General features: G+C 34.1%; 15 protein-coding genes. 14 read left to right on the top strand and 1 reads right to left on the bottom strand.

The genetic code is table 11. The annotated features are described in order from the left end of the window. Nucleotides 1–329: 329 nt before the first annotated feature. The 3 genes from PMI10_RS17185 to PMI10_RS17175 are packed head-to-tail and all read left to right on the top strand — an operon-like array spanning nucleotide 330 to nucleotide 2,529. A complete protein-coding gene (locus tag PMI10_RS17185) occupies nucleotides 330–1,316 on the top strand; it encodes a hypothetical protein (protein WP_007810350.1) in 987 nt (328 codons plus the stop codon). 2 nt (nucleotides 1,317–1,318) lie between these two features. Further along, the gene (locus PMI10_RS17180) at nucleotides 1,319–2,032 is read left to right on the top strand and encodes a hypothetical protein (protein WP_007810348.1); all 714 of its coding nucleotides are present in this window, start codon (nucleotides 1,319–1,321) and stop codon (nucleotides 2,030–2,032) included. Nucleotides 2,033–2,064: 32 nt separating this feature from the next. Beyond that, nucleotides 2,065–2,529 (top strand): DinB family protein, encoded by a 465-nt coding sequence (locus PMI10_RS17175; RefSeq protein ID WP_007810347.1) that lies wholly within the window; start codon nucleotides 2,065–2,067, stop codon nucleotides 2,527–2,529. A gap of 49 nt (nucleotides 2,530–2,578) precedes the next feature. On the opposite strand, the gene PMI10_RS17170 is transcribed toward PMI10_RS17175, so the two are convergent. Continuing rightward, complete coding sequence (locus PMI10_RS17170) at nucleotides 2,579–3,649, bottom strand: phosphatidylinositol-specific phospholipase C1-like protein (protein WP_007810344.1); 1,071 nt, start codon at nucleotides 3,647–3,649, stop codon at nucleotides 2,579–2,581. A 263-nt stretch (nucleotides 3,650–3,912) separates the two neighbouring features. On the opposite strand from PMI10_RS17170, the gene PMI10_RS17165 reads away from it, so the two are divergent. The 11 genes from PMI10_RS17165 (at nucleotide 3,913) to PMI10_RS17115 (ending at nucleotide 23,945) form a co-directional block, all read left to right on the top strand. Further along, nucleotides 3,913–4,437 (top strand): RNA polymerase sigma-70 factor, encoded by a 525-nt coding sequence (locus PMI10_RS17165; protein WP_007810343.1) that lies wholly within the window; start codon nucleotides 3,913–3,915, stop codon nucleotides 4,435–4,437. Nucleotides 4,438–4,719: 282 nt separating this feature from the next. Beyond that, nucleotides 4,720–5,643 carry a FecR family protein gene (locus PMI10_RS17160; protein ID WP_007810340.1) on the top strand — a complete coding sequence of 308 codons (924 nt, stop codon included), beginning with the start codon at nucleotides 4,720–4,722 and terminating at the stop codon, nucleotides 5,641–5,643. Between the two features lie 74 nt (nucleotides 5,644–5,717). Then, entirely contained in the window at nucleotides 5,718–9,002 is a 3,285-nt protein-coding gene (locus tag PMI10_RS17155) for a SusC/RagA family TonB-linked outer membrane protein (RefSeq protein ID WP_007810338.1), read from the top strand. A gap of 3 nt (nucleotides 9,003–9,005) precedes the next feature. Continuing rightward, a complete protein-coding gene (locus PMI10_RS17150; protein ID WP_007810336.1) occupies nucleotides 9,006–10,775 on the top strand; it encodes a RagB/SusD family nutrient uptake outer membrane protein in 1,770 nt (589 codons plus the stop codon). A 301-nt stretch (nucleotides 10,776–11,076) separates the two neighbouring features. After that, nucleotides 11,077–11,658: an RNA polymerase sigma factor gene (locus PMI10_RS17145; protein WP_007810334.1), complete on the top strand. Its 582-nt coding sequence runs from the start codon at nucleotides 11,077–11,079 to the stop codon at nucleotides 11,656–11,658. Nucleotides 11,659–11,890: 232 nt separating this feature from the next. Next, a complete protein-coding gene (locus PMI10_RS17140) occupies nucleotides 11,891–12,916 on the top strand; it encodes a FecR family protein (RefSeq protein ID WP_007810332.1) in 1,026 nt (341 codons plus the stop codon). 146 nt (nucleotides 12,917–13,062) lie between these two features. Further along, on the top strand, nucleotides 13,063–16,455 hold the full coding sequence (locus tag PMI10_RS17135) for a TonB-dependent receptor (protein WP_007810330.1): 3,393 nt from the start codon (nucleotides 13,063–13,065) through the stop codon (nucleotides 16,453–16,455). 10 nt (nucleotides 16,456–16,465) lie between these two features. After that, nucleotides 16,466–17,830: a RagB/SusD family nutrient uptake outer membrane protein gene (locus PMI10_RS17130; protein WP_007810328.1), complete on the top strand. Its 1,365-nt coding sequence runs from the start codon at nucleotides 16,466–16,468 to the stop codon at nucleotides 17,828–17,830. A gap of 63 nt (nucleotides 17,831–17,893) precedes the next feature. Beyond that, entirely contained in the window at nucleotides 17,894–18,841 is a 948-nt protein-coding gene (locus PMI10_RS17125; RefSeq protein ID WP_007810327.1) for an ABC transporter ATP-binding protein, read from the top strand. An 11-nt stretch (nucleotides 18,842–18,852) separates the two neighbouring features. Next, nucleotides 18,853–21,120 (top strand): Gldg family protein, encoded by a 2,268-nt coding sequence (locus PMI10_RS17120; RefSeq protein ID WP_007810326.1) that lies wholly within the window; start codon nucleotides 18,853–18,855, stop codon nucleotides 21,118–21,120. Nucleotides 21,121–21,131: 11 nt separating this feature from the next. After that, on the top strand, nucleotides 21,132–23,945 hold the full coding sequence (locus tag PMI10_RS17115) for a M16 family metallopeptidase (RefSeq protein WP_007810325.1): 2,814 nt from the start codon (nucleotides 21,132–21,134) through the stop codon (nucleotides 23,943–23,945). Nucleotides 23,946–24,019: the final 74 nt, after the last annotated feature.

Raw genomic sequence — 24,019 nt, 5'->3', positions numbered from 1 at the left:
TTATGTAGCTTTTTTTAAAATTGCATTAGGTAATTTTCTAATAATTAGTTTAACCACAAACAAATATTAAATTTTAATTTTTAACTTTTTTACGGAAAACCATAATTGTTAAATTTTAATTGTAATTCTCAAAAATATCAATTACATCATACAAATTGGCGCGTATTTATACCTGTTTATTTCATCATTACCACTAAAAAGCAATTATATTTTGTTTAAATTTGAGTTGTAAGAATTTATAGAGAATTTATTAGGTAAGTACATAAAGTTGAAAAAATGATACTTACCTGGAATACTTTATAATTAGTAACCCTCAAAATAGTACAAGAATGAAAAAATATCTTGCTGTTACATTCTGGGCGCTTTATATGCTCTTTTTTGCTATTCCTTTTCCTATGCTTTTGTATTATAATATCAATAGTGAATTTGATATAAACACGCTGAACGATAAAGATCCGTGGCTGGCACTAGGTCTTGTTTTACTATCCATAATTCTCTGGCTGATTCTTTTAATTGGCTATTTTAATAAATGGATAGTACAAATTTTTATCACCAAGAGAAATTTAGAAAAAATAAAAATTAATGGTGTACAGCGCGAAGCAAAAATTATAAGTGCTGTAAAAACTTCAAAGCCAAATTCAAAATACAATACTTATGATCTTGAATTATTGTTTAAAAATCTGGCCGATACCGAGATTACACATAAAACAGCAATTACTGATGCTAAACCTCATGAACGCCGTTTTGAAGCCGGAAAAAAAATAGGTCTGTTGCTCAATAGAGACATGAAACGGCTTCCGTATTTTATTATTTCCACTACAACAGCAACTATAAACGTACTAAGTTTTGTTTTAAGGATCTTAGGCTGGGTAATTTTGACGACAGCGGTAATTGGGTATTACGTTTTTTCCTATCAAACCGAAAGCCATGGTATGGGATGGCGTTTTATGTCCTTTGGGCATCCATTAATCATCTGCCCGACGATGCTTTTATTTTACCGATATCTTGTGCAATTTATATTTAGAAAATTATCAGGTTTGAGTGATGATTCGGTTTTGATTAAGTTTAAAGGAATAAGAACACAGGCCAGATTAATTAAGGTTAGTCAAACCGGAACCTATATTAATGAACAGCCCATGATGCGTTTTGAACTTGAATACACAGACACTAAGCATCATGTTCATAAAAACAGCTTAAAAAAAGTTGTCGGACTTCTTGAGCTCGATATTACTAAACAGGAACTGATAGAGATTTTTTATCTCCCGGAAAATCCAATGCAGATCGCCTTTGCAAGCGATTTAAATAACATCGAATAAAAATGAAAAAGTTAATTATTTTAATGATTTGCGGTCCACTATTTTTAAGCTGTGAGCAAATATCTAAAAGTATCAACGAAACATTTAGAAAGAATGATACAGTGGTAAATAAAGAATTAGAAAAAACTAATCCTATACCGCCGGAAAATCCACAACCCGATGTTAATGCAATTATAAAAACGGTACTGGAAACTCATTCTACCATTCTCAGAGAGCATCATGTTGAAAGTGAAGGGAGTAAGGGAGTAGATTTTTTGACAAATACAAACGGATTGAAGAAAGCAGAAGAAGCACTGCGAAAATTGCCTCAATATAAAGGGAAGGAAATCTTTATTTATTCGACGCTGTATTTTTATAATGATGGAACTATTAATGTTATGCTTCAGCATCCTGAAAATCCAAAATATGTTGATACTTATGAATTTAGAGATAATAAATGGTCCGAACCCAGACCTGTTCAGTTATCCGTGAGAGATGATATTCAAAGCCGTTTAATTTCACTCAATAAAATCAATTTTATCAGTGCTGCCAAAGTAACTGATATTTACAATAAAAAAGTGCAGGAAATTGAAGGAGCCAAACCTGCAACAAGTGTCTATATTTCAATTTGGGACAATCAAATCCGTTGGTATCCGACAACCATCAATGGAAGCCGCGAAAGATACTCAATACAATTTAATGATGACGGAACATTAAAAACATTCAAACAGGATTAAGGATAAATTTACAAAACATAATAAATCATGCTATGTATGCTCAAAAGCAATATACCTTTGTTCAGGAATCAAGAAATATTCTCTTTGAATATTGCCAGACAATTCGGACTGAAGATTTCATAAATCAAAATTCTTCTTTTGGCAGAGGAGGAAGTATACGAAATCTGTTAGTGCATATTGCAAACACATATGAATTATGGATTGCGGAAACTGCCTTGAAAAAAAAGGTAACTTATGCTCGATACGAAGCGTATGAAAATATTCAGGATGTAATAAGATTGTTTGCTTATGTGGACCAATTCATGACTGATTTTTTCGAATTAATGGAAAAATCAGAAAGTGAAATCGAATATGAAAGTAATGGCGTAAAAAAAACAGCGGAACCCTTCAAATTATTTTCTCACGTAATCACGCATGAATATCACCATAAAGGACAAATTTTATCCCTCAGCAGACATTTAGGTTACATTCCGGTTGATACTGATATTATCAGATAAAATTTCTTTAATAAACTCCGAACTATATTATTTTATTCATGGAGTTTGGCTATTTCTTTTCCCCATTCACAGGATTAACCCGAACATAACTGCCATCATCAAACTTAATCTGGTAAGGTGAATTAAAGAATGTGCTTGGCAAATAATAATCAGTCGTAATAATTTGTGCTCCTGAAGTTTTAGCAGCATTAAAATGTGAATAATCATTGGCTCTTGCTTCTTTGGTATCAGAGTCGGCCCTGGTTCTTATGATGTATCCTTTTTTGACTAAATTGGCAATTTCTGAGTCTTCAGCATTATTTCTGAACATAGCTGCGGCTTCCGGTTTTCCCGGTTCTGCATTTATAAAAACGGCACGTCCTTTTAATGATGGATGATTTAAGGCATACAGATCTCTTTTGGCACCATTATTATCCAAAATAAACAAAAATTTTCCTTTTGCTTTTTTAAGTGTCGGCCAATTGTTGTGCAATACAGCTTCTTCAAGAGTTTTGTATTTTCCTCTCACCATATCCGGCGTGATCAATTTATCGTTTCCTAATTCTTTACGGATTACTTTATCTAAAGCATCAAATAATTCGGGAGTGAAATCTTCAGGTTTTGTTCCGAAGAAATTGGCGTCACCATCTTTTGGTTCCAAAGTAATAAAAACAGGAATGTGATCCGGATTGGCGTCTGACCATTTTTTAAGTTCCTGAAGACAAATTTCAAAAGTATAGCAGGAAGTCCTAAAATCGATATCCGGCATATGAAGAACCTTAAAACCAGGTTTATTCATTAATCCTTTCGGATCATAAGCTTCTTCAGATTTTGCAATATCCAATCCTTTTGGATGCGCGTATTTTCCACCTTTTGTGTCGGCATAAACATCAATTTCCAGATTACGCAATCCTTTATTCAATTGTTCGGTTATACCAATATGAGTGTATTGTAAACCTTTCAGCGAACGCGAAGTATCTTTTGCCTGAATTAGATTGTATAAATCAGTTTCAATCGCCTGACGGTAACTATTATGTGAACCGATAACCTGCAATTGATTTATTTTTAAATCACCACTTTGGGCATTGGAGTTGTAAGTTACAATGGCCGTAATTAAAAATGTAAACAGAATTCGTGTCATAATTTGAAATGATTGGTATTAGTATAAAGATAGGGGATATGAAGAAAAGATTTTACTTTTTGAGTTCACTAAATTAAAAGGAGCATCTGGTTTTTGTGTTAGTTTAAAAAAAACAAATCTCAAGCTGATTATCATTTCTTCTGTAAAAATGTAGTATTACTACAGTAAAAGAATTCATTATTTAATTTAAAGTTAACCTTCAGACAAAAAACATTGGTGTAACATTTTATTATTTTACACTATAAAACAGCTCTCAATTTGTTATGAAAAACCCTGAAATTTTTGAAAAAACGTATACCGAATACTGGAAAAAATTAAATGCCTTTTCGTATACGATGACTCAGGATAAAGACTTGGCGCAGCATATTGTTCAGGATGTTTTTATCGATTTATGGGAAAGAAAAGACGATTTAGACATAATTGCAATTGAATCCTATTTGTTTCGTGCGGTAAAGAATCAGGTTTTTAAACATTACCAGAATAATCGTTTCGACAAAACTGTTTTAGAAGATAAATTCGAAGATTACATTATCGATAATTTTACCTCGATTGATCCTGAAGTTATGGATCTGCTTTATTCTTTATTAGACAGGCTTCCCGAAAAAAGAAAAGAAGTTTTGTTAATGTATAAGTTTCAGGATATGTCTATAGATCAGATTGCTTCTGAGCTTGGAATATCCAAACAAACAGTCAAAAATCAAATTTCTTCGGGATTGAAACAATTGCGCGAAGGCTTGAAAGATCTGGTGTGGCTGGCTCCTTATGTTATTTTGCATCAAAATTTTTAAAATAACTTTCTGTTGATGGTTTCATAATATTTCCGGATAGTACGATTTCAGATTTTCGGTACTTATAGGTAATAATAAACCCGTTGGGTATAATTCAAATAGGTGTCAGGCAGAGCGGAGTCGAAGCCCTTTCTAAGTAAAAAGCCTTCGACTCCGCTCAGGATGACATTGATTTCTGAAAGTATAAAGATGTTTTGCTCAAATTTATACTTTTTGATCTATTTGTTTTTATATCAAATAAGAGTTTCAATCAATTACACCCAACAGGTAATAATAAGTATTATGATAAAAAGAATTAAACATAGTTTAGAAAATTTAATAGACGGAAGTTTTCAAAATAAAGCCTCAAAAGCAGAAGAAAATTTATTGAACGATTTTGCTTTTACGGAATATCAAAAATCAAAATGGAATGATGCTTTGATGGGAAACAGTGATGAAGCTTCCCAAAACATATATGAAGGAATCCAGCTTCGAATAGGGGAGAAGAAAACTTTCAATCCTTATTTAAAATATATGGCTGCTGCCAGTATTCTTTTGCTTGTTGGTTTAGGATTTTTCTATAAACCGAATATTGCTGCAGAAAAGCAATTAACATTTAAAACATCAGATGTCCCCAAATCTATCAAATTAAGTGATGGCTCGAAAATTTATCTGGCAGCAAATTCATTATTTCAATATCCCGCTCAATTTAATGGAGACGAAAGAAAAGTTTCTCTGTTAAAAGGAAACGCTTTTTTTGAAGTTGCCAAAGATAAAGAGCATCCCTTTATTATTCAGTCCGGCAATATTAAAACGAAGGTTTTGGGGACATCTTTTCATATTCAGTTATCAAAATCAAAATGTGAAGTTATGGTGGTAACCGGAAAAGTAAATGTTTCTGCAAAAGGGCAGAGCGTAGATTTAGTTCCAAACGAAGAAGCTTTATTTACTGGTGAAAAGCTCATGAAACTTCCAATTGATAAATCCCTTTCAATTAATTGGTACACAACAGATATTACCTTAAATCAGGCCACATTAAAACAAGTAATTACCATTTTACAATACAAATACGGAGTGGCCTTTGAGTGTAAAAATGAAGCTGTGCTAACTATGCCGGTTACCGTTTTTATAGAAAAAAATGCTTCACTGGACAGTGTCTTAAAGCAAATAAATTATATCACAAACTTAAAATTCAATATATATGACGAGATAGTAAAAGTGAATTAAAAACTAATAAAAAAGCAGTTGCTGAGAACAACTGCGATTAATAATTAAGTATCGAAAAACCAATAACTTAAATCATGTATTTTAAACTTACCAATTTAAATCTAAAGAGAGTTTTCTTTTTAGCCCTGACATTACTGTCGTTTCAAAGCGGTTTCAGTACAACAAATGTTCTTAAAAATTTAAAAGTAGAAAATAAAATAGAAAAAGCAACTTTAGTTTCTATTTTTTCAAAATTGAGCCAGCAAACAGATTATAAATTTAGTTACGGACAAGCCATTATTACTGACAATACGGTTTATACGGTGAATTATACCAATGAGTCTGTTGCTTTAATTTTGAGCGATCTTTCTAAAAAAGCTAATTTCAATTACAGCATCAATGGTAAATTAGTTTTGATTCAGAAAACAGTGGTAAAAGCTGAGACAGGTGTTAAAGCAGCTGATAAAATTAAAGTAAAAGGGAAAATTGTAGATGAAAACGGTGTGCCAATGCCGGGAGTAACGATAATGGAAGCTACTACTAAAAATGCTGCTATTAGTAATTTTGACGGAGAATTTGAACTTTCAGTTACAGAAGGAAGGAGTCTTGAGGTTTCTTACTTAGGCTATAAAACTAAAACGGTAGCAGTTCAAAGGAATTTCATGACGATTCAGTTAGAGCCAAATACATCAGAATTAAGCGAAGTATTAGTAGTTGGTTATGGTAAACAATCCAAAAAAGACGTTACAGGAGCAGTTACTCAGTTAGAAGCGGCAAATTTTAAACAGGGAGTTAACGTTTCTGTAGATAATTTAATTCAGGGAAAAGTTGCCGGTGTTCGTGTTGTGAATACAAGTGGAGAGCCCGGAGCAGGTGTAAACGTTACGATTCGTGGAGTTGGATCTATCAGAAGCGGTAGTACGCCTTTGTTTGTTGTTGATGGTTTACCATTATCAAATGATGATGTGAGTCCTTCCGGAAGCAATGTTGGTTTTGGAACTTCATCAGCAAAAAATCCATTAAATTTTTTGAATACAAATGATATCGAATCGATTACCGTTTTAAAAGACGCTTCTGCAGCTGCTATTTACGGAGCGAGAGGATCTAACGGAGTTGTACTGGTTACCACTAAAAAAGGCTCTAAAGGGGAGGGAACATTAACTTTTGATTCTTATATGGGTGTTTCGACAGTAGCTCATAAATTAGATGTTTTAAGTGCAGATGAATATAGAAAAGCTATTAAAGATCCTGCTTTTGATCATGGTGGAAATACAGACTGGCAAGATGTAATTTACAGATCTGCAATTACTAAAAATAACTCTTTGTCTTTTGCAAAACAAACAGAATCAGGGAATTATTATGCATCCGTTTCGCAAATGGATCAGGAAGGGATTATTCATAACAGTAATTTCAAACGTCTTTCCGGCAGGATTAATGCCGCGGAATCATTTTTAGACAACAAACGTTTAAAATTAAAATTGAACCTTACGGCGAGTCAAACTACAGATAATGGAGTTCCTGTAAGTGATGACGGTGGTTCTAACGGACAATTGATCGTACATACTTTGATGGCAAATCCAACAAGATCTGTTTTTGATGCTAATGGAAATTATACAAACTTCAACATGAATGCGCATTATAACCCTGCTTATTTATTAAGTATTTACGAGGATCAAACGCGTACGTTGAGAGTTTTAGGGAATTTAGAGACTTCTTTCAGAATTATCAATGGATTAGAATATAAATTAAACATTGGTGTGGATCGTTCAACGTCTGAAAGAAACACGACTATTTATCCAAACATAACGGATTTAAATAAAATAGGAAAATATGTTCAGAATAATCTGGACTCAAAAAATTCATTAATAGAGCATTATTTAACCTATAATGTATCATTGGACAAACATAAAATCGAAGCTTTGGGTGGTTTCTCTTATCAAAAATTCGAAAGATCAGGTACAAGTTTTAGTATTGACGGAATCGCTGCTCAGGGAACAGGTGTAAAACCATCAATCAATCCCGGTTATGCAGGAACCCAATCCGGAACAACTGGTTTTGCTCAGGAAAACGAATTGCAATCTTACTTTGGCAGATTGAATTATACTTTCAATGAAAAATACCTTTTAACAGCTTCGATGAGAGCTGATGGTTCGACTCGTTTTGGTGATAATAATAAATACGGATACTTTCCTTCATTTGCTTTAGGATGGAATATTTCTAAAGAAAGTTTCTTAGAAAATGTAACGGCTGTAAGCAACTTAAAATTGAGAGCGAGTTGGGGACAAACCGGAAACCAGGAAGTTCAAAATAAACTTACTAAGGCAAGTTATTCTTTATCTGGCCCGGATGGATATTATTTGTATGATGATTTGAATTTGGTAAACGGAGTTACTGTAACCAGAACAGCAAATCCTGATTTAAAATGGGAGGTTGTTACGCAATACAATTTAGGTTTAGATTTTAGTTTATGGGGTGATAAATTGTACGGAACTTTTGATTATTTCAACAAAACAACTACGGATGCGATCTTAAACATTCCTTCACAGCCTTTAAGCCAAACAAGTGATATATGGGTAAATATTGACGGAGAAATTGTAAACAAAGGTTTTGAGTTTATGTTGGGTACAAAAATAATTAACACTAAAAATTTTAGCTGGAATGTTGATGTGAACGGAGCAACATTAAACAATAAAGTTGAAAACTTACCGGTTTCAGAAATCTTGGCAGGAACTATTTCAGGCCCTGGACAATCCGGAGTAAATGCTAACATTTACAAAAGTGGTTATGCTGCCGGGTCATTCTATTTGTTAAAGCATATTGGTTTTGATGCAAATGGAGCAAATATATTTCAAGATCAAAACGGAGACGGTAATATCGATAACAGCGACAGAATTATTATTGAAGGTGCTTTACCAACTTTTTACTACGGACTTAATAGTGATATGAAGTATAAAAACTTTAGTTTTTCATTCTCAATCATTGGCCAGACAGGCGGTTATTTGTTGAATAATACAGGGTTGAACGCCTTAAATATTAATAATCTGGCTTCTGACAGAAACGTTGCTACAGGTTATTATGAGTCTGGTGCAAATGCAACAAATTCACCAATTTTATCAACGCTTTTCCTAGAAAAATCAGATTTTATCAGATTAAATACGGCTCGTTTAGGTTACAGTTTTGATTTGAAAAATTTGAGATGGTTAAACGGATTGACACTTTATGTAACAGGTCAAAACTTAGTTACGATTACTAATTATACAGGATACGACCCATTGGTTAATAGTCCAAAACCTAACGGAGGAAACCAATCTATAGGTATTGATTACGCTGCTTACCCAACTTCGAGAACGTTCAGTTTCGGAGCAACTTTAAAATTATAAATCATGAAGACAAAGACATTTTTCAGCATAAAAATTTTAACAATATTCTCTTTTATTTTTCTCTTAAACAGCTGTACCGATTTGGATGAAGTTCTTTTAGATGAAAAACCCGGAAATAGTGTTTCAGACCCTGCCGGTTCGCTTGCCGCTGCTTATGACAGACTTGGGGACGGAACTTTTACAGATCACGGAGCTGTTTTTTCAATGCAGGAATATACTACAGATGAAGCTATTTTACCAACCCGCGGAAGTGATTGGGGAGATGGTGGAAAATGGAGGGATATGCACGAATTTACATGGAGTTCAAGTAATGCTATTGTAGTAGGTAACTGGAATTTATTGACAAGCGGAATTACACGTTCTTTGACTGCAATTAGTTCAGCAGAAGCAAATACTTTTCCCGAAAAGGCATTATTTTTGGCTGAAGCAAAAGCACTTTTAGCTTATTACACTTACACCACATTAGATCTTTACGGGCAAGCGCCCTATAGAGACCCAATGGATGCAAAAGCGCCTTTGCAAATATTAAAGGCTGATACTCAGATTGATAAATTAATCAGTGATGTTGAAGCTTTACTACCTGATTTAGCTGATATTGGTACACAGAGAACACATCACGGAAGATTTACCAAACAAGCTGGTTACGCTTTTTTAGCTACGATGTATTTAAATCGTGCGGTATTTAAAGATCGTTACAATGCTGCATCAGGTTTCAATTTTAATGAAGCTGCGGTAACCGGCAGCGCAGGAACAGATATGGACCGTGTAATTTATTATACCTCGTTACTAATCGATTCAGGGAAGTATAGTTTAGAAAGTGATTATTTCAAAAACTTTGCAAGAAATAACGAAAATGGTAAAGAACTTATATTTGCCATTTCTCAGAAGATAGATTATATCAGAAACGGTTCGAATAGTTTCGCCTATGTATCTATGGAACGTAACCAGAGAACATCTGCTGCAAACAGAGGAACAAATGCTGCTTGTATAACTCCGGAATTTTATGCGTCATGGAATGGTAATCATGATGATCCAAGATTTGAACAACATTACCAATATGCGGATGGTACATGGTTTATGAATGATGGTACAGATGTAAGTGTTCCAGCAACAGACATTGTACCTAAAAGTACAAACTTACCATGGTTCCATTTTAATAGAGGAATTCAGGCCGGGCTTCAATATGGTCCATTATTATTACCTTCAGGATCTCTTGAGATGGTTGGTAACCGGATTAAAGTTTCTCCATTATTTATGGAAAAAAAGACGACTTTAAGAATGGATTTTACACCATCATTAACGTTTGCAGATCCTACTAAATCTGTTTTTGCTCAAAATGAAATCAATCAGGGAGCCCGTGTTTTTAAATATGAATTTGATCCTGAAGGAGGAAACGGTAACAGTAATGTTGATATTCCGCTATTCCGTTTAGGTGGAATTTATGCAATGAGAGCTGAGGCTTATTTCAGAAAAGGAAGTGTAGGTCCGGCGATGGATGATTTAAATAAATTACGTACCGGCAGAAAAAGAGAATCATTATATGCAAATGCTCCGGGAAAAGCGCTTACTTCTTTAGATTCAGAGCAATTGTATAAAGAATTAGGTTTCGAATTGTACTGGGAATTACAAAGAAGACCACAAAGTATTCGTTTTGGGAAATTTGATTTAGCCGGAACAGCAAAAGCTGCTTCTCAACCTTTCAGAAGATTATTTCCAATTCCGCAAACAGTTATCGACCAAAAACTTTTTAAACAAAATCAAGGATATAATTAAATTTGTGTTGTTTTTTTTTATTAAAGCCTGTTCTGAAAATGAACAGGCTTTAGTTTTTATCCTGTCTCGTCCTAAAATAAATTGACACAAAACTCAGGATACAATGATTTCCGGAAGTATTTTTAATATTCAAAATAGTACATTTTGTACATTAATAAATTGCTTGCTGTTTTTATTGAAAAGGAGTAAATATTCTTATAAAAAATTATCAAAACGATATTTATCTGTTTTTTTTTAACCCAAACGATGCAATTATTTAAAAAATTAATAATATTGCTAATTCGAAACAAATTATTATACCATGTCATCGAATTCCAGTTTGGACCAAAAAAAACTTCTTCTTGAGTTATCTCAGGGAAGCGAACTGGCATTTACAAAATTATATAACCAGTATAAAAATATTGTTTATTCTACCGCCTTAAAAATAACAAAATCAAAAACTTTGGCTGAAGAAGTTGTACAGGATGTCTTTTTGAAAATTTGGCAAAATCATGAAAATTTAGCCGAAATAACAAATCTTGAAAACTATCTTTTTATCATTTCACGTAATCATATTTTTGATATGATTAAAAAAATAGCAAGAGAAACTAATTTGGTATCTGATATAAATTATAAAAATACTGTCTCAGATGATACTGACAGTGCTATTAAAGATGATCAGTATAATATTATTTTAAATCAAATTATAGAACAGCTTCCGCCTCAGCAGCAAAAAATCTACAAAATGGCGAAATGGGATGGTCTTAGTCATCAAAAAATTGGAGAAAACTTAGGCATCTCTACAGAAACCGTTAAAAAACATATGGCCCAGGCCTTAAAATTTGTTCGTTTTAAAATTTCTCCTTACATGAATCTTTTCATGTCAATCCTGCTTTTTTGGTAACACCTGTTTTTACTTTTAGCAGTATCAATTAGACTGTAAATTTTATTTTTTACGATTTTTTTACATTTTTTTTACTTTCAACTACTCCCTCCTCCTTTTTTAATCGTCTTTATAATAAAGATCATTATTAATTTGGTTTTGCCCCCTAAAATAATAGTGTCTTTTTAGGATAATAAATATTAACCTGCCCCAGGTTTACCATTTAATACATATAACTAAAACAACAAAACAAATGCAGCAAAAAACATTTGAAGAATTATTTGAAAGCTACTTACAGGATAATCTCTCTGAGGAAAACAGGGAGAAACTGATGGATATGATTCAACAGGGCGTCCATGATGATTTTATAAAAGAAAAAATCAGGATGTTATTAAACAAGCATGACAATGTTGAATTATTGGATAAGCAAAAAGGAGATAGTATTCTTAGTTATATTCTTTCAAATCCTTCTGAGAAAGTTATTCCGATTAGAAAAAAATCGTCTGGAAAAAGAGTCCGTCTTTTATTAGCGGCAGCGGCAACAATTACAATTTTATTTGCTGTCAGAAGTGTTTTCTTTTATAACAGCGCACCGGATCCTTTAAAAACCGAATCAGAAAAGGTGGAAGAAATAAACTCTGTATTGACTTTTAACGGAAAACAGCTTATTCATTTGCCTGACGGAAGTACAATTATCCTTAACGATAAGAGCAGCATTACCTATGATCAGAATGATTTTGATAACAAAACCAGAGAAGTTACTTTGTCAGGTGAGGCTTATTTTGATATTAAACGAAATGAGAAGAAACCATTTATTGTTCACACAGGAAAAGTAAACACTAAAGTTTTAGGAACTGCCTTTAATATTAATGCCTACAATACATCTATAAAAGTCACTGTAACTCGTGGTAAAGTTCAGGTTGGAGATTTAAAAAGAGTATATGGTATCATTACTCCTAATCAGCAAATAGTGGTAAATAAAAGCACATTGGCCTATGAGCAAAATAATGTGAATGCAGCAACTGCCGTAGAATGGAAAAGGAATTACCTGATTTTGGACGATCTGAACATGAAAGATGCAGTTGCCCTGATTTCTCAAAAATATAAGGTCCAGATTTTATTATCTAATGAAAAAATCAGGAATTGTAGAATTACTGCCAGTTTTCTTAATGAAGAAGACTTAGATCATGTCCTGAAAGTGGTATGCAGTGTTATTGAAACAGAATATCATTATGACCAAAATGGAGTGATTACCCTTGAAGGGAAAGGCTGTGAGTAAAAACAACTTAAATAATTAGTAACCTTTAAAATAAATATATAGAAACTAACCAATGAAATAAATACAAAAAAGCCATCCAGCTCCTACACCAGATGGCCACGATTCTTAATAATTATACCAGTAACCATTAAAAAACAAGCAAATTTATGAAATTACGCTGTAAAACCACCATGTTTGAAAGGGAAAAGAAAACTTCTTCATTCCGCTTTTCGAAAAAAACACTTATGATCATGCGAATCAGTTTATTCCACATTATTTTACTGACCTGCGGAACCCATATGGTTCTTGCGAATGAAATGAGTAGTCAGAATTTAGAATCAATATCTGTTGAAATAGAACTTCATAATCAGGATATTAAGACTTTATTTAAAACAATAGAAAATAAAACAGGATTGCTGTTTGCTTACCAGCCACAAATAATAAAGGATTTCCCTAAAATTAGTACACCCAAAGGAAGACGTTCTGTTAGTGATATTCTGAATGCTGTTTTTCAGGGCAGTAATTTAGTCTATAAGCAAGTAGATAAAAATGTGGTGATTTACAAAAAGGAGAATAGTGTCAGTAGTTCTTCTATTCCAAAAAAAGAAAACGCAGAGGATATAACCTATAATCTCGCTGGAAAAGTTTTAGATGAAAATGGTATACCGCTGCCTGGTGTTAGTGTTCTGTTGGTAGGCAGTAATAAGCATGGTGTATCTGATTTCGACGGGCAGTTTTATATTGAATTACCATCTGGAAAACATGTGCTTAGAATATCTTACTTAGGGTATAAAACACAAGAAATTACGGTTGAAAACCAAGTATCAATAACCATTAAAATGCAGCCTGATTTAGCAAAATTAGACGAGGTTGTCATTATTGGTTATGGTACGACAACCAAAAGAACTTCTACCGGATCTGTAGTTAAAATTACTTCTCAGGATATTGAAAAACAGCCTATTACTAATATTCTTCAAAGTTTGCAAGGAAGAACTCCGGGCGTTTTTGTTTCACAAACTTCTGGTTATGCAGGAAGTAATATGAACATCAGTATTCGTGGCCGAAATTCTATTGCAGGAGACAACCTGCCTCTTTATATAATCGATGGTGTTCCTTATATTTCAGACGATATAAAAGAGCAGGTACAGACAGATCGTGTAATAAGAGGAGCGCAAAAAAGATCAAGCCCATTAAATATTCTTAACCCAAACGATATTGAGAGTATCGAAATTTTGAAAGATGCTGATGCTACTGCTATCTATGGTTCAAGAGGAGCAAATGGTGTTGTGCTTATTACCACCAAAAAAGGAGAAGCCGGAAAAACAGAGTTTACTGTTAATACTGCTTCAGGTATATCTGATGTGGCACATATGATAAAAACCTTAGATACTCCTACTTATTTAAACATGCTTCGTACAGCTTTGACCAATGCAAATGCAACTCCAAGTAATTTCAGCACCGGAATAGCCCTTACGGATTTTGACCCAAATGCTTATACGGACTGGCAGGAAAAATTAATAGGTGGTTCTGCAACATTTAATGATTTTTCAGGAAGCTTAAAAGGAGGGAATGACACGACAAATTTTTTATTAAGTGCTGCTTATCATAACGAAACTACTGTTTTACCGGGAGATTTTGGCTATAATAAATTTTCTACGAATTTTAATATCAATCATTATACCTTAAACAAAAAACTGAAGATAGGAGCTTCTGTTATGTTTGCTTCTGATAAAAATAAACTTCCATTTTATGACATCACCAATTATGCTGTAAATACGGCACCAAATCATCCTATTTACAACCCTGATGGTACATATTATTGGTCACCTACTTATTCCAGCGACGTAAACCCAATTGCTGCTCTGGACAGAAGAGTAGAAGATAAGGGAACAAATTTAATTACAAATGTAAGTGCTACATTGGATCTGGCTAAGGGATTGTCCCTTAAAACAGATTTAGGGTATGGAAGAGCACAAACGACATCTGAACAATTTTTACCTGGATCAGGTATGAACAATGTTTATTATACAGCCAATAACATTTCGCTTAATGCGTCAAGATCTTATACTGTTTCCATAAACAACACTAATAATTTTACGATTGAGCCGCAATTAAATTACGTTACTTCTTTATGGAAAGGTAATTTTACTGCTTTGGTTGGAGGTTCATGGCAAAACAGAAAGTCAGAAATGCCTTCTTATGTAAGTTCATCAGTATATAGTTCTGATAACCTTATTGGTATCACAGGTTCTGCAGGAAACGTAACTTCTTATAACGGATCGTCTGAATACAAATATATTTCTCTTTTTAGCAGGATAAATTATAATATCTTAAATAAATACATTCTTAACTTAACCTTTAGAAGAGATGGTTCTTCCCGTTTTGGAGAAAACAAGCGTTATGGCAATTTTGGATCTATAGGTGGTGCATGGGTGTTTACAGAGGAAAAATTCTTAAAAGACAACTCATGGTTGAGTTTTGGTAAAATTCGTTCCAGTTACGGTAAAATCGGTAGTGATGATATTGGGGATTATGGTTATGCCTCTACTTATACCACCAGTACTTATGGAGTTGGAAATGCTGCTATGGCATCAGCCCGAATTGCGAATGCAAATTTTCAATGGGAAGTTACCAATAAATTTGAAGCAGCGCTGGAATTGGGCTTTTTGAAAGACAGAATTTCTTTTACGACGGCTTATTACAAAAACGTTTCTTCCAATCAGTTAGTTCCGTATACTCTTAGTCCGCAAGCAGGGTTTCTTAGTTATCAGGCCAATTTAGGTGCCAAAGTTGAAAATAAAGGATTGGAGTTTACCCTAACCACGACTAATATCCACAATAAAAACCTGAACTGGACAACTTCGTTTAATATTTCTAAAAATACAAACACGTTAGTTTCGTTTCCTAATCTGGCAACTTCATCTTATTTCACTACTTATATAGTGGGGAATCCATTAAACAGTTTGTATTTGTTAAATTATACAGGTGTGAATGCAGCTGGTGTTCCGCAATTTGAAGATGTTAACGGTGATGGAAGAATTTCTACAGGATTTGCAGATACAGGGGTTGGAGACAGAAAATACCAGGGGCCTACTTATCCGGAATATTATGGAGGAATCTCAAATTCTATTTCTTACAAAGGGTTTGCACTTGACTTTTTATTCCAATTTGTAAAACAAGAAGGAAGAAGCTTGTTGTCGTCTATTGCTGTACAGCCAGGATATCCGTACGGACTTGCTAATTATCAGGTAGATGAATACAGAGATTATCTGGCTCAGGGAAATGTATTGAGTTCAAATTTTCAGTCTAGTTTCTTTAATTACTTAGGATCCACAGCTACAGTTGTAGATGCATCTTACATCAAACTAAAAAATGTAAGTGCTTCATACACTATTCCTTTGAATGAAAGCACTAAAAAAGTAATACAGAATATTCGTGTTTCGCTACAAGGCCAAAATTTAGTGACGTTTACCAAATACAGAGGGTTTGATCCTGAAACGCAAGGTTTGGCATTACCTCCCTTACGTACTGTAACGCTTGGAACTCAGTTAACATTTTAAATCTAAAAACATGAAAAATAATTCTATAAAATACACGTATATATTTTCGTTTTTTCTTTTATTGGGATTAACGGGCTGTGATGAAATGCTTGAAGTTGAAATCCCTAGGGAACAGTTGGAATCTGAGAATATTTATGTCTCAGACGCTACTGCTGAAGCTACTGTAAACGGAATTTACCAAAGTATGGTAACGGGGTTAAGTTTTGTTAGTAACATACATTATATGCCCGGAGAAACATCAGATGAACTGATATTAAGAACTCAGCTTACAGATGTTTATAATACAAACGAAATCCAGGAGATTGATAGCGGTGTTATTGCTATGTGGACAGACTTTTATAAAACCATTTATAATGCAAATAAAGCTATTGAAGGTCTAAATGCCAGCACAGCACTTAGTCCGGACAAAAAGAAACGCTGGATTGCCGAAGCAAAATTCGTTAGGGCCTATTGCTATTTTTACATGACTAATTTCTGGGGTGATGTTCCTTTGATTTTAACTACAGATGTTGAAAAAACGGCTTTGGCACCACGAAATACTCAAACTGAAATTTATACTCAGATTAACCTTGATTTATCAGATGCTTCCAATGATCTTCCTGTTAATTACAGTAACTATGGTAATCTGCGTATCAGAGCTACAAAATGGGCGGCAGAAGCATTATTGGCAAGGGTAAATCTTTATTTAGGAAAATGGACAGAAGCTGCAGCTTATGCCAGCTCAGTAATTAGCCAAAACGGTACTTATAAAATAATTACCGGCTTAACAGCCAATAACAGTCCTTTTATTGCTGATAATACGGAAGCAATCCTGCAAATTCCGTATTTTAATACAGCTTATGCCTATGAAGGCGGTGGTTTGTTTACTTCGGGAGGAAAATATATACTTAGAAAAGGAACCGCTCTGTTTGAAACAGGCGATGCCAGAAAAACGAATTGGACAGATCCTGTTACGGGAACTACATTTTTAGCACCAAGAAAATATAAAAATGCATTTGTTGCTACTCCTGTAGAACGTTCAACAGTACTTCGTTTAGCCGAACTTTACCTGATAAGAGCCGAAGCAAGGGTAAAACTAAACGATATTACCGGAGCTCAGGAAGATATCAATGTAATCCGAAACAGAGCTTTATTAGGAAATACTACCTTAACAGATCCTAATCAATTGCTGGATTTAATTGCCTTAGAAAGAGAACGTGAACTTTTTGGAGAGTTCGGTCACAGATGGTTCGATCTTAAAAGAACCGGAAAAGCAGATGAGGTTTTAGGAGCAATTACCGGAAAAATATGGGCTGCAACCGATAAACTTTACCCTATACCGGATTCTGCAAGACGCTCTAATCCTTTCTTAAGTCAAAACTTAGGATACAACTAATCATTTAAAAATTTTACTCAGGAATGTTTTATAAGAAACATTCCTGAGATTTTAAAAAAAACTATGGAAACAACAATTGTAAGAGTTGAGGACTTGTCGCATCAATACAGTAAGGATTGGGCAATACAAAATATCAGTTTTGAAATTAAAACAAATAGAATTTTAGGCCTTTTAGGATCTAATGGCGCTGGAAAATCAACCACAATGAATATTCTTTGCGGTGTTTTAAATCAGACTCATGGAAATATATTTATTGACGGAATTAACCTGAAAGAAAACCCTGTTGAAGCTAAAAAACTAATTGGTTTTTTACCGCAGACACCACCTTTACATTTAGATTTAACAGTAAACGAATATTTAATACACTGTGCAGAATTGCGTCATGTTAAAAAAGAAGATTTACATGCTGCTGTTGAAAAAGCCAAAGAAAAATGTGGCATTGCACATTTTAGCAACCGATTAATTAAAAACTTATCCGGCGGCTACAGACAGCGTGTGGGAATTGCACAAGCCATTATTCACGAACCAAAACTGGTAGTTTTAGATGAGCCAACAAACGGATTAGATCCAAATCAAATTTTAGAAGTCAGAAACTTAATCAAGAAAATCGCTAAAGATAAAGCCGTAATATTTTCTTCGCACATTCTGTCTGAAGTTCAGGCAACTTGTCAGGACATCAGAATGATTGAGAACGGACACATGGTTTTTTCGGACACGCTGGATGCTTTCAACAATTATATAGAAGCTGATAAATTAACGGCAAGTTTCGAGAATCCGCCAACAATCGAGGCCTTAACTGCAATCGATGAAGTCACAGCTGCAGTTTATCTTTCTCCTAAAAAAGTACAAATTACTTTTAAAGGAACACAGGAAGTTGCTGAAAAAATTGTAGCACTCAGCGTTTCTAACCATTGGAAATTACGTGAAATTCAGTTCGAGAAAGTATCTCTGGATGAAATTTTCGCTCAATTATCTAAAAAAGCTCCTTCTAAAAATTCTCCTACTTCTTAAAAAATAAATAAATGAAAACAATATATAGAATAGCTAAAACAGAACTCAACACCATGTTTTACTCGCCTGTTGCGTGGGTCGTTTTAGTCATATTTTCAATCCAGTCAAACTGGAAATTCTTCGACTTAATCGATCGTTTTGAAAAATCGCAAAAGCTAGGCAATGGCATGAACAATTTGTCTCAGGTTGTTTTTTCAGGCTTTATGGGGTTGTTTACTGAGATGCAGAATTATTTATACTTGTACGTTCCCTTATTAACAATGGGTTTAGTGAGTCGTGAAATTAACAGCGGTTCTATAAAACTGCTGCTTTCGTCTCCTATAAAAATTAAGGAAATTGTGTTAGGTAAATACCTCGCCATTGCGGCTTACTGCTCGCTCTTTGTGGCCATATTAGGATTGCAGGTAGTGATTGCTTATTTCTCTATTGATAATTTAGATTTAAAATTTGCCATTTCAGGGCTCATTGGGTTGTATTTATTGGTTTGCACCTATGCTGCTATTGGTCTTTTTATGTCTTGTCTTACCTCTTATCAGGTAGTTGCTGCAATCAGTACTTTGGTGGTTTTGGCAGGGTTAAATTTTATCGGGAAATTATGGCAGGATGTTGCGTTTGTTAAAGATATTACCTACTTCCTTTCTATAGCCGGCCGTGCCAACGAAATGCTGCAGGGGCTTATTATTAGTAAGGATGTATTTTATTTTATTCTGGTAAGCATTCTTTTTATTGTTTTGAGTATCTACAAATTACAAACAGGAAGAGATTCACAAACGACTGCTAAAAGAGTTTTAAAATACACTTTGTTGGTTTCTGTTGTATTGTCACTTGGGTATATTACCTCAAGAGCACCTCTGACATTATATAAAGATATGACTCGCACAAAAGACAGAACCCTTACAGCATCAAGTTTGGATATAGTCAAAAAAATAGAGGGTCCGGTTAAGATAATAACATATGTCAACTTATTAGATATAAACTATTCCATGGCTATGCCGTATTCGCAAAATTATGATATGGCCCGCTTTGAACAATATACACGATTTATGCCTCAAATAGAGATGGAATATGTGTACTATTATGATACCTCAAACAATGAAGCTTTGTATGCTCAGAATCCGGGATTGAATGACAAACAGCTTGCCGAAAAAATGATCGAGACACAAGGTATGAAACTCGACAAGTTATATTCGCCTGCAGAAATTAAAAAAATTATTGATTTAGGCCCGGAGCAAAACCGCGTAGTCAGAACGATAGAATACAACGGACAGAAAACATTTTTAAGAATGTATGATGATTTATTCAAAGCGCCGAGTGAAAAAGAAATTTCTGCAGCTTTAAAACGTTTGGTGGTTCCTGCTCCTAAAATTGTTTTTGCAACCGGAAACATGGAACGCAGTGTTGACAAAAACGGAGACAAAAATTACAAAACCGGATTTAATGAAATTACTTTCAGATTTTCCTTGATCAATCAGGGATTTGATGTTTCGTCTGTAGATATCAATGCACAGAATATTCCGGAACAGACTAGTATTTTAGTTATTGCCGATCCAAAAACACAATTGAGCCAGGGTGCCATTGACCGCATCTCTAAATATATCGATCAGGGAAAAAACCTGATGCTTTTGGCTGAACCTGAAACAAATTTGGCATTGTCAGCCATTACAGATAAATTAGGAGTAAGCTTTACCAAACAAACATTGGTACAGGAAAGTGAAATTAATTCTCCTGATTATTTAGTAACCAATCTTCAAAAAAATATTGATTCTACCCTAATTAAATTCAGCCCTAATCCAAATAATAATCCTATTCCGCTTTTAGGAAGCAGTGGTATCAAAACCGTTAAAGATGCAGGATTTAAAGTAACGCCGCTTTTAAAAACAAACAATCAGCCGGCTTGGGAATCGCAAACAGGTATTACATCAGTTTCACCGGAATTGAAAAAACAGCCTTCTGTAACAGCAGTACCTTTAGTGGTTGCTCTAACCAGAAACATAAATGGTAAATCTCAAAAGATAATTGTGGCCGGAGATGCTGATTTTATGGGTAATGCCGAATTAAACAGAGGCGGTTCAGGAACATTCCAATTTGTAACCGATATTTTTAGCTGGTTTAGTAACTATCAATTTCCTATTGATACTACGCGTCCTGAAAACATTGATAAAAAGCTAACGATAACAGCCAATCAGGTTTTCATCAGTAAAATTGTCTTCATCGGACTGTTTCCTTTGTTGATTATATTAAGCGGTGCTTTTATTCTAATCAGAAGAAACAGAAGATAAAAATCAAAAAAATGAATACAAAAAAAAATATCATTATCGGGATTTTAGTATTGTCCTTTCAGGGTGTATTTTCCCAATTTAAAACCAATATTCCACTTAATAAAAATGTTATCAATGGTAAACTTCAAAACGGATTGACTTATTATATTCTGCATAACGAAGAACCAAAAGACCGGGCGAGTTTTTACTTTGTTCAAAATGTGGGTGCCATACTTGAAGATGACAATCAGAATGGATTAGCGCATTTTCTGGAACATATGGCTTTTAATGGAACGGAACATTTTAAAGGAAAAGGAATCATTAAAATGCTGGAAAAAGACGGAGTTAGTTTTGGAAAAGATATCAACGCTTATACTGCTCAGGACGAAACCGTTTACAACATTAGCAATGTTCCCGTAACCAATGAGACATTAATCGATTCTACGCTTTGGGTTTTGCACGACTGGTCCGGATCACTTTCCTTAACAGATGCTGAAATTGATGCAGAAAGAGGCGTTATCAGGGAAGAATGGAGAACCAGAAGAACAAGTGGTTTCCGTTTAAAAATGCAGACCGATCAGGTTTTGTATAAAGGATCAAAATACAGTAAACGTGATGTTATTGGCGATTTGAATATCATCAATAATTTTAAATATGCTGAACTTAGAAACTATTACAAAAAATGGTACAGACCAGATTTGCAAGCAGTAATCATTGTTGGTGATATTGATGTGAAAGTATTGGAACAAAAAGTCAAAACAATATTCTCAGGTATTCCGCTTGCAAAAAAAGCAGATGTAAGAACATATACAGAAATCCCGAAACACGATGAATTGTATTTTGGAACCGCAGCCGATAAAGAAGCTTCATCAACATCAATTACTTTGCAATATGTTCAGGATAAACCTTTTATAAAAGACAGTATCGTTACACGTAAGAACGTAATGAATTCTTTTTATACCAGTATTTTGAATAATCGTTTTAAGGAATTACTCTTAAAAAATCAAGGTTCGAGTTTGAATTTAAAAACATATTTTGAACCAATTTCAAGATTAAATACTTCGTTTAATATTTCGGCGCTATCAAAAAAAGGAAAAGTACTCGAAGCTTTTGAAGAAGCTTACACAGAAGCGGAACGCTTGAGACGTTTTGGAGCTGCACAGGCAGAATTAGACCGGACAAAAAAACTTTTTATCAGCTCGTATGATGATTTTCTGAGCAATAAAGATAAAATTGACAATGAAACATGGGCAGATAAATTAACTGATTATTTCTTAAAAGCAAAACCATTTCTATCGTCGGAAGAGGATTATAAACTGATTGTGGGCATCATTAAAAGCCTTTCACTGGAGGAATTGAACGCTTACGCAAAAACGATTCAGACTCCTGCCAATCAGGTTATTTTGATAACAGGTTCTGAAGATGACAAAAATAGTTTTCCGACTAAAGAAGCCGTTGTCAATGTAATGAAAAAGGTTGAAAGCATGACTTTAGTACCTTACACAAAAAAAGAAAACAACACGCCTTTAATAGAAAAAGAATTAAAACCTGTCGCTATTAAAAAAACATTTGATGTGGCTGGTATAAAAGATGCAAAAGGGTATATTCTTGAAAATGAAGCGAAAGTAATTGTGCTTCCAACAACATATTCTCAAGATCAGATTGTTTTCTCTGCTTTTTCAAAAGGCGGTAAATCTTTGGTCAAAACAGAAGATTTGACTTCGGCCGAAATTGCGGCAACACTGGCAAGGTCCTCCGGACTCGGTAATTTTGACAACATTGGTTTAAAAGAAAAACTAACCGGAAAAGTGGCGCAGTCTGCACCTTTTATTGGTGAAAACACACAAGGTTTTCAGGGGAGTTCAAACAAAGCCGATTTTGAAACCATGCTGCAATTGCTTTATCTCTCTTTTGAAGCACCACGCTTTGATGCGAACATCTTTAATATTCTAAAAGAGCAATATAAAAATCGTTTAGAAACCATCAAAAAAGATAATGGAAGCGCTTTTAAGGACACAGTTGATTTAGCCAATTCAAATCACAATCCGCGTACATTCATTTTCAATGAAAAATTCCTGGAGACTATAGATCTTAAAAAAGCAGAAAAGATCTATCGTGAGCGAATTAAAAATGGATCTGGTTTTACCTTTATTTTTGTTGGAAATATTCCAGACTCTGCTTTGGGATTAATTCAGAAATACATCGGAAATATAAAATCTGGCCCAGCTGTAAAAGAGAATTTTGTTGATCATAATATTGAGCCCGCAAAAGGAAAAACCGTAGTTCATTTTAAACGCCCGATGGAAGTTCCTAAAACAACTGTTTACCTAAACTTAACAGGAAAAACAGAATACAGCAAAGAAAATGCACTTAAAATGTATGTTATTGGGGAATTATTATCCAAACGATTCCTGCAGACCATCAGGGAAGAAGAAGGCGGCAGTTACGGTGTAAACGTTGGCGGTAATCTTGAATTGATTCCTAAACCTACTTTTAGCCTTGCTTTGACTTTTGACTGTAATCCTGATAAGCAGGAAAAATTAATGGAAATTGTCTGGAAAGAATTAAATGATTTAAAAACGATTCCGGTTAATGCAAATGATTTAGAAGACATAAAAAAAGCACTTTTAAAAAACTGGGAAGAATCGCTTAAAACAAATTCTTTTTGGAACAAAACCCTTTACGATAACAGTTTGAATGAGCTTCCGTTTTTACAGGATGATGAATATAAAAATTTAATTTCAAAATTTAATCAGAAAACTATTCAGCAGTTTAGTAAGCACGTTTTGGATAGTTCCAGTAGTGTTGAAGTCATTATGAGCCCGGAGAATTCATCGGGAAAATAAGAACTTAGCAACATTTTTTTTATTTTTAATTAGTTTTAAAGGTTGTCTTGCGAGACAACCTTTTTTGTTATCTC

The organism is Flavobacterium sp. CF136 (assembly GCF_000282055.1).
In the GTDB taxonomy this organism is placed as follows: domain Bacteria; phylum Bacteroidota; class Bacteroidia; order Flavobacteriales; family Flavobacteriaceae; genus Flavobacterium.
Note: the sequence above shows the minus strand (reverse complement) of the source record. Positions and strands in the feature narration are given on the sequence as shown.

What these genes read in the sequence shown, in the direction of transcription:
- PMI10_RS17135 (WP_007810330.1), top strand. Translation starts at nt 13,063, where the DNA reads ATGAAATTACGCTGTAAAACCACCATGTTTGAAAGGGAAAAGAAAACT.
- PMI10_RS17130 (WP_007810328.1), top strand. Translation starts at nt 16,466, where the DNA reads ATGAAAAATAATTCTATAAAATACACGTATATATTTTCGTTTTTTCTT.
- PMI10_RS17150 (WP_007810336.1), top strand. Translation starts at nt 9,006, where the DNA reads ATGAAGACAAAGACATTTTTCAGCATAAAAATTTTAACAATATTCTCT.
- PMI10_RS17160 (WP_007810340.1), top strand. Translation starts at nt 4,720, where the DNA reads ATGATAAAAAGAATTAAACATAGTTTAGAAAATTTAATAGACGGAAGT.
- PMI10_RS17140 (WP_007810332.1), top strand. Translation starts at nt 11,891, where the DNA reads ATGCAGCAAAAAACATTTGAAGAATTATTTGAAAGCTACTTACAGGAT.
- PMI10_RS17175 (WP_007810347.1), top strand. Translation starts at nt 2,065, where the DNA reads ATGTATGCTCAAAAGCAATATACCTTTGTTCAGGAATCAAGAAATATT.
- PMI10_RS17165 (WP_007810343.1), top strand. Translation starts at nt 3,913, where the DNA reads ATGAAAAACCCTGAAATTTTTGAAAAAACGTATACCGAATACTGGAAA.
- PMI10_RS17185 (WP_007810350.1), top strand. Translation starts at nt 330, where the DNA reads ATGAAAAAATATCTTGCTGTTACATTCTGGGCGCTTTATATGCTCTTT.
- PMI10_RS17170 (WP_007810344.1), bottom strand. Translation starts at nt 3,649, where the DNA reads ATGACACGAATTCTGTTTACATTTTTAATTACGGCCATTGTAACTTAC.
- PMI10_RS17180 (WP_007810348.1), top strand. Translation starts at nt 1,319, where the DNA reads ATGAAAAAGTTAATTATTTTAATGATTTGCGGTCCACTATTTTTAAGC.
- PMI10_RS17115 (WP_007810325.1), top strand. Translation starts at nt 21,132, where the DNA reads ATGAATACAAAAAAAAATATCATTATCGGGATTTTAGTATTGTCCTTT.
- PMI10_RS17155 (WP_007810338.1), top strand. Translation starts at nt 5,718, where the DNA reads ATGTATTTTAAACTTACCAATTTAAATCTAAAGAGAGTTTTCTTTTTA.
- PMI10_RS17120 (WP_007810326.1), top strand. Translation starts at nt 18,853, where the DNA reads ATGAAAACAATATATAGAATAGCTAAAACAGAACTCAACACCATGTTT.
- PMI10_RS17145 (WP_007810334.1), top strand. Translation starts at nt 11,077, where the DNA reads ATGTCATCGAATTCCAGTTTGGACCAAAAAAAACTTCTTCTTGAGTTA.
- PMI10_RS17125 (WP_007810327.1), top strand. Translation starts at nt 17,894, where the DNA reads ATGGAAACAACAATTGTAAGAGTTGAGGACTTGTCGCATCAATACAGT.